The sequence below is a fragment of the Neorhizobium sp. DAR64872/K0K18 genome (genome assembly GCF_050500175.1).
Lineage (GTDB): Bacteria > Pseudomonadota > Alphaproteobacteria > Rhizobiales > Rhizobiaceae > Neorhizobium > Neorhizobium soli.
Genome location: NZ_CP191445.1, coordinates 993,655 through 1,004,050, shown reverse-complemented (window position 1 = coordinate 1,004,050; position 10,396 = coordinate 993,655). Strand labels below are relative to the sequence as shown.

At 53.7% G+C, this 10,396-nt stretch carries 11 protein-coding genes and 2 pseudogenes; 8 read left to right on the top strand and 5 right to left on the bottom strand.

The window, feature by feature from the left end; genetic code table 11:
* Positions 1 to 48: 48 nt before the first annotated feature.
* Positions 49 to 621 carry an alpha/beta hydrolase gene (locus tag ACQY1P_RS04470; protein WP_430253143.1) on the bottom strand — a complete coding sequence of 191 codons (573 nt, stop codon included), beginning with the start codon at positions 619 to 621 and terminating at the stop codon, positions 49 to 51.
* 316 nt (positions 622 to 937) lie between these two features.
* On the opposite strand from ACQY1P_RS04470, the gene ACQY1P_RS04465 reads away from it, so the two are divergent.
* From ACQY1P_RS04465 to ACQY1P_RS04455, 3 genes are all read left to right on the top strand, one after another.
* Entirely contained in the window at positions 938 to 1,282 is a 345-nt protein-coding gene (locus ACQY1P_RS04465; RefSeq protein WP_430253141.1) for a DMT family transporter, read from the top strand.
* Complete coding sequence (locus ACQY1P_RS04460) at positions 1,282 to 1,851, top strand: TetR/AcrR family transcriptional regulator (protein ID WP_430253139.1); 570 nt, start codon at positions 1,282 to 1,284, stop codon at positions 1,849 to 1,851. The genes ACQY1P_RS04465 and ACQY1P_RS04460 overlap by 1 nt, the downstream gene beginning before the upstream one ends.
* A gap of 704 nt (positions 1,852 to 2,555) precedes the next feature.
* Positions 2,556 to 2,930, top strand: coding sequence for a hypothetical protein (locus tag ACQY1P_RS04455; protein WP_430253137.1), 375 nt, complete (start codon positions 2,556 to 2,558; stop codon positions 2,928 to 2,930).
* A 623-nt stretch (positions 2,931 to 3,553) separates the two neighbouring features.
* On the opposite strand, the gene ACQY1P_RS04450 is transcribed toward ACQY1P_RS04455, so the two are convergent.
* A complete protein-coding gene (locus ACQY1P_RS04450) occupies positions 3,554 to 3,985 on the bottom strand; it encodes a response regulator (protein ID WP_430253135.1) in 432 nt (143 codons plus the stop codon).
* 308 nt (positions 3,986 to 4,293) lie between these two features.
* Positions 4,294 to 4,521 carry a hypothetical protein gene (locus tag ACQY1P_RS04445; RefSeq protein ID WP_430253133.1) on the bottom strand — a complete coding sequence of 76 codons (228 nt, stop codon included), beginning with the start codon at positions 4,519 to 4,521 and terminating at the stop codon, positions 4,294 to 4,296.
* Between the two features lie 308 nt (positions 4,522 to 4,829).
* On the opposite strand from ACQY1P_RS04445, the pseudogene ACQY1P_RS04440 reads away from it, so the two are divergent.
* The 3 genes and pseudogenes from ACQY1P_RS04440 to ACQY1P_RS04430 form a co-directional block, all read left to right on the top strand.
* Positions 4,830 to 5,333 (top strand): annotated as a pseudogene (locus ACQY1P_RS04440) (non-homologous end-joining DNA ligase); the annotation flags it as partial.
* A 104-nt stretch (positions 5,334 to 5,437) separates the two neighbouring features.
* The gene (locus tag ACQY1P_RS04435) at positions 5,438 to 5,878 is read left to right on the top strand and encodes a hypothetical protein (protein ID WP_430253131.1); all 441 of its coding nucleotides are present in this window, start codon (positions 5,438 to 5,440) and stop codon (positions 5,876 to 5,878) included.
* A gap of 81 nt (positions 5,879 to 5,959) precedes the next feature.
* Complete coding sequence (locus ACQY1P_RS04430) at positions 5,960 to 6,307, top strand: hypothetical protein (protein WP_430253129.1); 348 nt, start codon at positions 5,960 to 5,962, stop codon at positions 6,305 to 6,307.
* A gap of 1,028 nt (positions 6,308 to 7,335) precedes the next feature.
* Here ACQY1P_RS04430 and ACQY1P_RS04425 read toward each other — a convergent pair.
* Both ACQY1P_RS04425 and ACQY1P_RS04420 read right to left on the bottom strand, forming a co-directional pair.
* The gene (locus ACQY1P_RS04425) at positions 7,336 to 7,647 is read right to left on the bottom strand and encodes a hypothetical protein (protein ID WP_430253127.1); all 312 of its coding nucleotides are present in this window, start codon (positions 7,645 to 7,647) and stop codon (positions 7,336 to 7,338) included.
* A 255-nt stretch (positions 7,648 to 7,902) separates the two neighbouring features.
* A complete protein-coding gene (locus ACQY1P_RS04420; RefSeq protein ID WP_430253125.1) occupies positions 7,903 to 8,322 on the bottom strand; it encodes a hypothetical protein in 420 nt (139 codons plus the stop codon).
* Positions 8,323 to 8,525: 203 nt separating this feature from the next.
* Here ACQY1P_RS04420 and ACQY1P_RS04415 point away from each other — a divergent pair.
* Positions 8,526 to 9,125: pseudogene (locus ACQY1P_RS04415) on the top strand (IS3 family transposase); the annotation flags it as partial.
* 242 nt (positions 9,126 to 9,367) lie between these two features.
* A complete protein-coding gene (locus tag ACQY1P_RS04410; protein WP_430253123.1) occupies positions 9,368 to 10,366 on the top strand; it encodes a hypothetical protein in 999 nt (332 codons plus the stop codon).
* The last annotated feature ends 30 nt before the right edge of the window (positions 10,367 to 10,396 follow it).

Sequence of the window (10,396 nt, the reverse complement as noted above, 5' to 3'; positions counted from 1 at the left end):
CGCTCGGTGTGCTGACCGCCGTGGCATTTGTTGTGCCAGTAGCGGACGTTAAATGTTGGCGATGGTCGCCAACCAGGAGCGTGCCAACGTAAGGTCCGCATTGTGACGTGCCCATCCATGACCGGCATCTATGACATGCAGCGAAACGACAGCCCCAGCGCTGACAAGCTGCTCATTGAGAACAACAGCGTCGTCATGACGTCGACGCTCGTCATGCGTTCCTGCAACGATTAAAATCGGTATTTCCGGCATTCCCGGGAAACGGAAGTTCGGGGACAGCGGTTCGGGGCGCATGAGGATTGCCCCTGTAAACCTCTTGGGTAAGACGGACAGTAATGCTTCAGCAAATATCGCTCCGCTGGAATATCCCACTAAAACGACGTCACCCGATGCCGGGAGATTGGCGTTGCCTTCCTGCGAAACCCAGCTTGCCGCCCGATCCATGACCTCAGCAGCTGGAATGCTGCGATCAGAGCCCCGTTTGAAGAAAGTGAACCCGCCCGCCTGTGCAAATGGTCCACGAGGCGCGATTATTTGGGCCTGAGGTGCAAGCTGCTGACAGAACTCTAGCAAATCAGTTTCGTCTCGGCCTGAGCCATGAAGGGCTAGAAGTGTCAGCATCGAATAGTTTCTTTGTGGTTGACCTCCCTGTCTAGCATTCCCCCAACAACACATCGATACCGGCTTTGGGCTGTAGGGGCCGACCTCGGCAGCTTTGCGTCATCAGACAACATCGAACCAACAACTTAAGGCCCGTTTCGCCGTCTTTGATTTTGAGACACCGGGTTGAGGTCTCAAAATCAAACGCTTCCCACCTTCATTTCTAGTAGGTTTGTTGAAATTCCAGATCGGATTTGGGTCATCGATTACGAAGCTTGCAAGAAACCGAACATTCGGTATTATCAGGATATGGCCAATCTTTGACGGAGTGATTAATATGAACCCTGCGGTCTACGCCTATGCCGCACTTGCCATCGCCATCATCTTTGAGGTTGTCGGCACCTCGTTTCTCCAGAAGTCAGAGCAGTTCTCGAAGCTTGCACCGACACTGGTCATGGCCGTGTTCTACGCTGGGTCGTTCTTCTTCCTCGCGCAGGCTCTGAAACTTGTGCCGCTCGGCGTCGCCTATGCCATCTGGGGAGGCCTTGGCATTGTGCTGACTGCAATTGTAGGCGTCGTCGTGTTCAAGCAGACGCTCGACACTGCGGCTATGGTCGGCATAGCCATGATCGTCGGTGGCGTGGTCGTTGTGAACGTCTTCTCGAACTCCGGGGGACACTGATGGCGAAAAACGCCCACAAGCGCAAAAAACAGCCAGAACTCGTCCGCCGGGCTTTAATCGACCACGCTGCGAGGTTGGCGGTAGAACAAGGCTTGGCGGCTGTGACGGTGCAAGCCGTTTCGGACGCTGCCGGAGTGACAAAAGGTGGTTTTATGCACCACTTCCCGTCAAAGCAGGCCTTGGTCGATGCCGTGTTCACGGAGCTGATCGAGATCATTGATCGCGACATTCAAACCCGTATCACCGCAGACAGCGAAAGCTACGGCGTATTCACCCGAGCGTATCTCGCTTCGGTATTCGAGGCCAGTCTCGATGCCGAAAGTGGACCCTGGGTCTCACTGTCGATGTCATGGCTGACCGATCCCGATCTTCGAGCGCTCTGGGCTAAATGGTTCGAGGATCGCATTGCGCGGCACAGCGACACGGACGGCGACTTAAAGTTGGCCATTGTACGCCTCGCTGCCGACGGGCTGTGGATTTCTGACCTCGCGGGCATTTCGGTAGGCGACCGGAAGCGGCTACACAACGAGCTTCTCCAAGCTACTCGACTAAATGCCGCTCCAGATTAACGACTACAATCCTGTCTACAATCGACCTATGCAAGCTTCTGTGAAATCTACCTTTTGTGGGTCAACCCACGAGACCAAGGCGACTTTGGCCGCTTTGCGCCAGAAGCGGTCATTGCACAACCTGCGAAATAGGAAGTGTAGCCGAGTACCTTTGGAGGTACATAAGCGTGGTAGCCTCTCGAAGAGGTCGGTGTTCAAAATCGCACTGAGGAGTAGATGATATGCGGTTTATCGGCTCGCTGTTGGTCGTTCTATTTGCATCAGCGGCTGGAGCTGTGAGGCCACCGGGGCCCCCGCCATGGTCCTGCAGACCTGACAGCGTGTGCGACACCAAGGACGTCTGCAAAAACATTCCTTTGCCTCTAGGCTTTGAACTTCGTCAAAGCGACCGAGAGAAAGAGCATCTCCCGTCAGCACCAGCTGAACGCTGAATGGGAAACCTTCGATGCTCGTATGTAGGTAGCCTATGCGCGGGTTCAGGCTGTGTTGAAGGCAACTGGGTATGACAGAGCACCTCGGGGACCGCTGCGGCGATAAAAGACCTTTCCCCGGTCACGAACCCTTAGTCACCGTCAAAAATTAAAACGCTCTACGTTTATGTTTACAACGGCTGGAGGAAAGACCCGGACCGGTTACGCCAATCCTGCTAGATCAAGTCACGACCATTGATACTCGACACACGGCGTTTGCTCCAAGGAGGGGTAGTGGAGTTTCTTATTTTCGCTGCACTCATTTCGCTACCCTACCTTCTGGGGTGGGCGTTTCTGGCGTTCCTCTCAGGTTGGCGGAGTCTGAGCGCTACCACGATAATTTTCTTTATCCTTATCAGGGTTGTCGCCGATGGAGAAGGTTACGAAAAAGGCGGCGTGTTGGGAGGACTCTTCGCAATCCTGGCTCTTTTCGGGACGGGGCTTTTTGCGGGAGCTGTGAGTGCTGCATTGAGCATAATATTTCAGAAGACTCCCACACCACGAGTGCGCCCAATCTTTGTCCGTGTCGGATGCGCAGCAGTTATCTATCCGCTTTACGCTACCTGGAAGCCGTTCCGTGAGTTGGTTTCGGGAATAGCCATTGGGTGAGAAGTTGTGACCGACCGAGCGGTCTCTTTAGTCTTTTTACGACCAGGTTCGCGATGCGGATCAAGCTCAGTTTGCGCCGGAGCACGGTTTGTGAATGACGGTAATTTGGGATCGCCTCGATTAAAGGCGAGGAAGGCAGGCTCGCTCCTGTCGAGAAAAGCGAGCCTGCCGACTACTTCTCGTCTCTCACAACTTGAAGCACGTACCTCATACACTTTTTCTGTTAATGGGCTTTTAAGGACGCCTTCTATGGCGAGGGCTCTGAGCCTCTATAGACGACCCAGACTGATGCTGTATTCTTGATGGGAGAACCAGAGCTATGCGGATTTCATCGACGGGCAACCGTTGGGCGCTTGCCCACCACTAAGCTTACGACGCGAGTTCACGACCATCGCGTCAGGTCGTTGAGCCGCTCTGCTTATGGTGCGTAACGATAAGCACTGCGGTGGCCGTCAGAAAAGCAAGTGGTCGATGACTCGGGCTTCAAGGTCTCATGATCGCGGTGTCTACTGCCAGTTCTCAAGGTGGCCTACCGCGCCTCATCAAGCACAAAAATATTCGAGGCTTGCGAGGACCAAAGTACGCGCAGTCTGAATAACAGAGAGAATGCCGACTCCTCTCGTTTAGACGAATGACCTGAAGCGATCAGGAGCAACGGCTTTGGTGCCATTCCGGCTATCGACTGCAAACTGTATGACAGTCGCCAATTCCAGAGGCAGGAGTGGTTTGGCGATCACCCCAAGCGCTTTAGGTACGCCGCTGCCAAGTATCTCGGGATTTGCCGTCAGGAAAACAACGGTGACACCAGCAGATGCAAGTTCACGCCCGATATCGGGTCCCGTTGGGCCATCTAGCAGGTTACAATCTACTAAGGCCACGTTGACGCTACCGAAGGGTGGAACATCATCACGGCTTGCAGCAATGCCAACGACATTAAATCCAAGTTCAATTACTGCATCCTCTGCCATCATGGCCAGGATCGGCTCGTCTTCGACAATGAGTACGTTTGTCACGCTACATTCTTCCCCGTTTTTTGCAGAAGCAAAAAGGAGCATGTATTGTTCCGAGGCTTGTTCACATTTTATCCTAAGGTCAGGAGCACAGGTTTCAAGCCCAGCTTAACAGCGCGACGTCATAGCGGAAGCGCCGAACGGTGCTTGTCACGACCACGGTTTCCCTTTGGAGCTGCCCAAGGTTTGTCAGTCATTCAGCCGTTGATGATAAGATGAACAACCTTCGATTCCCCTTACCATTGGACAGTTGAGCCCCGCTCAAAGTACGGCGGAGGGGGGTAACTTCAAAGGGAACAACCGAATTTCTCCCTTCGACAGCCCGACCGTACGGAGGCCGCATTTGGTCAGCATCAGACTTCCTGGAGACAGTGCTTGACGAAGTTCGACAAACGCTTCTCTTTCTCGCGACCTTCCAACAGCTCCTGGTAGTGGTTTCGAAGATTTTCTGCGGTGATCGACCCCGCAATCCACTCTTCGACAGCGTTTAAGTACGTGGGATCGTCCTCGAACTGCAATCCAAGTGAATGGGCTCTATTGCGGACCGTTTCGAATATATCGCGGCGTCTCTCAGGCGTCATGTGAACCTCAATGATTCGCTGACGATAGCGACACTCGTTGAAAATGACAGTAACTCACGATTGCACGGGATCGTACCGCTGTCCTCTAAGGGGAACGTCTCTGACTGAGATGCTTGAGTCTCAGCGGTCGCAAGGTCCGCCGCCTAGAGCGACCGCAGGACAGGCGACCCTCTTCAAACGGAGCGTCGCCTGTTCGCTCCCTTATGAAAGAACCGAGATCATCGTCTTTGGCTGACGAATAACCTGTCCCCAAAGCCCCCTGTCAACACGCGCCTTCGATACAGCGATGGGGTGGCAACCTCGGGTGGCGGATATCTGAGGAGATCGACGCTGATCCGCAAGAACTGCTCGATCATGCCTGTCGCCTCGGGCTAGAGGGCATCGTCGGCAAAGATCGCGATAGTTCTTATCGATCCGGCCGGAACGGTGATTGGGTCAAAATCAAATGTGTACAATCGGAGGGCTTCTTCATTGTCGGCTACGAGCCGTCAAGCTCGTCGCCGTTCTCGTCGCTCCTGCTGGCTGCGTATCGAAGCGATCAACTGGAGTATGTCGGAAGCGTGGGAACTGGTTTTACGGCCCGCCAAGCGTCCGAACTGCGGTCGATGATGGACCGCCTGACTTGGAAGCGGAAAACGCCCCCTGTGCCCTACGAAGACAAGCGTAACGTTGTCTGGATCGCGCCGACGTTGATAGCCGAGATTGAATATCGAGCGTGGACGACCAATAGGCAACTACGACATGCCTCGTTTAAGGGGCTGCGAGAGCGGCAAGACAACGCGGAGGTCTACCGCCTCGATAGTGAAAACTAGGAGCAAGCCGTGTAACTTCCGATCAACTATATTCAAATGTGGTGGTGGACCTGCGGTAATGGGCAGAGCAAGTTTAAATAAACTTGCTTGTCTGGAGTTGCCTGATGATCCGCTTCTTCTCGGGCTTCGCCCTACTGATTGTCCTTTCGGTTTTTGTGATCCCGACTTTGTTAGTCGCTACCGGCACTCCCCTGGAGGTCGTTTATGTTGTTCCGTTCGCACTCGGTGTCATCATCACGATAAAGCGCCTTAGCGGAAATGAACCTCGAAAAGGCGACGAACTTGCTACCAAGTTTGGGCTGTTAGTGGCAGAGCGGATTAGTAAGACCTTCGATTTACAGCCTCGGTCAGAGCCTACCAGCGAGGAAAGGCTGATCGCGGCGGCTGTGGGAACAGCTGCTGCTATTGGGCTTGTGGTGGTGGCGTATGTTAGTCAGGCGTCTCTCCGCTGGTATCGCGTTGTATTCAGCATGTGGCTTATTGCTATGTTTGTCGCTTGGGCATTGCGACGGCCGGGCTTGCAACCGCCTACGGATGCCGAGTAGCTTGCTCTGGGCAGCCTGCTATCGTCATGCGATGCGGTATCAGCATTTAAATTTTTGGGCGAAACGTAGGCCGTGAGGACCATGAGCAAACGAAACAGACCAGAAATGCTGGTTGGTCGAGTTCTCATGATGACCGGCTTCTTGATCGAATGGCTCTTTTGGAGCTTTGCGGTGACACGCCGTGCTCCAATTCTGTTCGGTGTTATCGGCTCATTCTTAAGTTTTCCCGCATCTCTCTTAATCGATGCGCATCCCATACTGCTTTGGTGTCTATTCTTTGGTACGACAACATTCCTTTATCCAGGGCGTTTCCTATTATTGGTGGCAGAGCAGCGCATGGATTTCTGGATGGGCTACGGCTACGAGTTGGCGATGTATCAAAAATACAAGTTAAAGGACTTGAGGCAGAGCTGGTGGTTTAGTCGTTGAGGACACTTCCTCGTGTAATGCTGCAGGCGTCTCCTTGAATTTAGCTCGGCCGCTCTGGCCCGAATGCAGAAATCGGCACCTTTGCGCCAAGATCACTGATCGAGCTGATTACGCGGTTTAGTCGGCATCTGTTACCGCGTTGATGAATTGCTCCGACCTGGCCGTGGCAAGAGATCACAATCCGTAGTAGATGAAGCCAATGAAAATCAAAGAGAGCTTGGTCGTCTTGCGCCGGTGGGAGCGGCGTCACCCCTTCTTAGGCTTCATCGCCTTCATAATCATCTCCTGCACCACCCTGCCAATATTCTTTGGTACGATCTTCCACCTCTTGTGGCCGAAGGGGTTTTGAATAGAACGGCGGTTACCGTTGTTTTGAAGCAGAAGGTGTGACCGCGCTTGGCGAAATTCGGGCGCACCGCCGACGTCTATTAAGCTGAGGCACGTTTTGCAAAGAAACGCAGTTTTGCCGGGACCATTCAAACGCTGTTACTTCGGCGGTTAGAGGGAATAAATGGAAGGTGAGCATAGCTCTTCTGCAAAGTCGTTTGTGACCCGGGTACTTGATGCAGCAGGTAGCCTGGCTATCGCCCACCTCGTAGGAACGTATGTGAGTTGCCTGATAGTGTGTGCACCGGGTGGTTGGGCCGCTCCCATGGCCGCGTGGGTGCTTACAAGCCTAATGCTAATACCTTTGCTTCTTCTGGTCTCGCCATTCGCCGCCGTCTTGCTACTGTTATTGAAGCGGTGTCGCGCAAAAAGGAAGAGGACGTTCGCGATAGCCGGGTTGCTCGCTGGACTTTTGGCCCTAGCGACGCTCATGTGGCTTGCGCCGACACTTTCGACTGAACTCCACCCCGCGCTGATGATAGTTGCCGCATCGTCGGGTGGAGCAGCAGGAGGTTTCCTCTACCGCCTCACAACAACCTTACCGAGTTCGCGCAGGCCAGCAAGGTCCGCTTAGTGGTAAGAGAACTTTGCCTGCTTTGCGCCCAAAAGCCTACCCTGCAACCCCATCAAATTTTGCGGATTCATTCATCACGTCTAATGGCGGTGTCGGTGCTGTGTCGGCGTCTAACCAAAGCGACCACTCGTCTGTCAAACTTAACGTCCTGCCATATCACCCACAAGAAGAAGGCGTTGAACATCAGGCAGAGCAACCGCGTGAACCAAAGCGCTCCAGTAGGCCCAAAGAGCGCGACAAGCAGCGCGGCACGAGGATATGATGTGACGTCTTTGATCAAGATAAGCCCTGCTAGGCAGAACCCGATCAGGCCTATTCCCAATACCCTGGAGTTGAATAAGTTTTTCACCGTATTGTCTCTGCCACTTTCGGCGGCCATCGAACGCTTTCCTGCGAAACTGCTGTCTGAGTAGTATAGCGGCATTGTCCGAAACCGAAAGTAAGTAGGTTCTTCCGATTTTTAGCTTTCTTGCATCAGTCGGCAGCACACCACGTACCCCAATTGAAACTGGTGGGCCCAAGAACCAATTTCCGCTTCGGGCTGAAAGGCGTCTTCCGCTTCGCACCATAAGCGGTCAGCCGCGTAAATCCCAAGCAATGGCTTTCATATCAACACGAGTTGCGTGGGCGGCTTTCACGGAAGAATACACGCAGAGCAACGTGTCAGGCCCAAATTGTCCGCATTTATAAGGTCGGCAAAGTTTGTCTTTTGGGCTGGGCTGAGAGACCTGGCATGATCCAAGATGTATGGGACCACTTCACCCGAACTCTGTTCCGCTGTTTTGCCTTCGACCATGAGGATACCGGACTTGAATAGAGTTTTGGTTGCGAGGTCGGCGACCGCAGTGTCGGCAACAAAAGGTCGAGCAGCAAGGTCGAGGCACCCAGGAAGTGCAGCCGAGATCAGTTCCTGAAGCCGATCAGGCGCAAGTTGCGCCATTAGCAGATACTCTCGTGCATATGGGTCTACCGTGTTCCTTGTCGAAACGCCATAGATAGCCAGCGCCCCCGCAACTGCAGAAAAAATCGAAACTGATAGCAGGATGATGCGCATAAAATCACTCCGAACGGTAGCCAGGCTAAACGCCTACAGTAACCGTGCGATTAAACTGCAGGCTGAACCGAACGAATACTGCGCTGACTGACGCATCTGTGACACCACGACGAAGGACCATTAGACGTCACGACGCTGATGCGCCAGAAGCAGTCATCGGTTGGTTGCAGTCATGCGCTGGGTCGAAACACAAGTTCCTCGCCAAGCCGATCCGCACGACGTTCTCAGACAAGACGGCTCCGAGCCCGCTTGACCGCGTGAACCGCCAGTTCAAAGCCCCTGCACCAAACAGGCTGTGGGTTTCGGATTTTACCTATGTCGCCACTTGGCAGGGCTTCGTCTACGTGGCCTTCGTGATCGACGTCTTCGCCCGTCGCATTGTTGGATGGCGGGCGAGCCGGACGGCGCATGCAGGCTTTGTCATCGATGCCCTGGAGCAGGCTCTTCATGATCGGCGTCCCACTCATGGCGGCGGCCTCGTGCATCACTCGGATCGCGGTGTTCAATACGCGTCCATTCGCTATTCCGAGCGGTTGGCAGAAGCAGGTATCGAGCCATCTGTCGGAAGCGTCGGCGACAGTTACGACAACGCCCTCGCAGAAACGATCAACGGTCTTTACAAGGCCGAGGTCATTCATCGACGCGGACCATGGAGGAGCTTCGAGGCGGTCGAGTTCGCTACCTTGGAATGGGTAGACTGGTTCAACCACCGACGCCTCCTGGAGCCCATCGGCAATATACCGCCAGCCGAAGCCGAGGATCAGCATTACGCCATGCTGGACGAAGCAGCCATGGCTGCGTAACTTAAACGAAATGGCCTCCGGCAAACCCGGCGCGGTTCACCCGCTTTGACTGAGTTGGCAAAGAAGGGGTAACTACGCATAGTTGGCTGGGAAGCTTGCAGAATTGGGCGTTGACCAGACGGAGGTCAATGTGCGGAATAGCTGAGTAGAGCAAACTCAAGGCAGCTTTTGATAAAATGTCAAACAGTAATAGGAACAGATACTATAGCGCCCTAGCAGTCCTGTTTCTCGGAACGATATTGTTGGCGTTGGCCGTTGCGATCTGGTCCGTCGCATCTAACACCGCCCGTGATGAGGAGCGACGTAACCGCCATACCGAGCATTACGCCCTGACTTCGCAACAGCGCATCAAGACCGATTGCCTCAACCGAGAGGTCGTCGCCATGTCTCAATGCATAAGTGAAATAATACAGTCCTCCAATGAAGAGAAACGCAACGAAGCCGATCTTCAGGCTCAAAAAGGAATGGATCGTTGGGCTTTTTGGATGCTCGTCGTTTCCACTTTCTCCGCAGTCGTAACGAGTGTCGGTGTGATTTACGTTGCTCTGACTCTGCGAGAAGCCCGGGCAACTACCGCCGCTGCAATCCGCTCTGCCGTTGCTGCTGATAAGACGCTTATCGAGGCGGAGAAAGCAACTAAGCATGCCGAGCTTTCGGTCACTCTGGCGAGTGAAGCGCTGATCGCAACGGATCGCGCGTGGATCAAAATCACATGCGACGCCATGACCGATCTCATCTTTGAGGAAGATATCATCAGCCTCTCAGTCCAGTACACTTACGAGAATATCGGGGATTCGCCCGCGATAAATGTGACCATTTTTCAACCGGAAATCTTCACTGACGCATCGAAAGCAATTGAACGTTTGGACGAGCATGTTGAGACCTGCGATAGGACACAAAAGTACAACTCAGTAATCAATAGTGGAATTCCGATGTTCCCCGATCAGGCGGTCTCTGAGCCTTTTCACTTCGTACTTGATACCGACGAATTCGCCGCCAGAATTGAGGAGATCGATCAATATCAGAGGGATGATGCAGTTGGCAGAGGAACTTTAGCTCCAACCGTCTTGCTGTTTGCAACCTACAGATTGCCGGGCGATGAGAAGAATCGCATTACTGGTGTAATGTTTAGTCTGCGGTGGGTTGGCCTCGATGGTGTCGCTTTCGACGCTAAACCGAAAATTGTTGCCAAGGATATGGTGGATCTGAGTTCCACCGGGTTCGGCTCACGCCTTTCTTGAGCGTGCAAAGATAAAATCATCTCGCCGCCC

Excerpts from the sequence above, each read along its gene's own strand:
- ACQY1P_RS04425 (WP_430253127.1), bottom strand. The coding sequence starts at position 7,647 with ATGGCCGCCGAAAGTGGCAGAGACAATACGGTGAAAAACTTATTCAAC.
- ACQY1P_RS04430 (WP_430253129.1), top strand. The coding sequence starts at position 5,960 with ATGAGCAAACGAAACAGACCAGAAATGCTGGTTGGTCGAGTTCTCATG.
- ACQY1P_RS04450 (WP_430253135.1), bottom strand. The coding sequence starts at position 3,985 with ATGCTCCTTTTTGCTTCTGCAAAAAACGGGGAAGAATGTAGCGTGACA.
- ACQY1P_RS04470 (WP_430253143.1), bottom strand. The coding sequence starts at position 621 with ATGCTGACACTTCTAGCCCTTCATGGCTCAGGCCGAGACGAAACTGAT.
- ACQY1P_RS04460 (WP_430253139.1), top strand. The coding sequence starts at position 1,282 with ATGGCGAAAAACGCCCACAAGCGCAAAAAACAGCCAGAACTCGTCCGC.
- ACQY1P_RS04420 (WP_430253125.1), bottom strand. The coding sequence starts at position 8,322 with ATGCGCATCATCCTGCTATCAGTTTCGATTTTTTCTGCAGTTGCGGGG.
- ACQY1P_RS04445 (WP_430253133.1), bottom strand. The coding sequence starts at position 4,521 with ATGACGCCTGAGAGACGCCGCGATATATTCGAAACGGTCCGCAATAGA.
- ACQY1P_RS04465 (WP_430253141.1), top strand. The coding sequence starts at position 938 with ATGAACCCTGCGGTCTACGCCTATGCCGCACTTGCCATCGCCATCATC.
- ACQY1P_RS04435 (WP_430253131.1), top strand. The coding sequence starts at position 5,438 with ATGATCCGCTTCTTCTCGGGCTTCGCCCTACTGATTGTCCTTTCGGTT.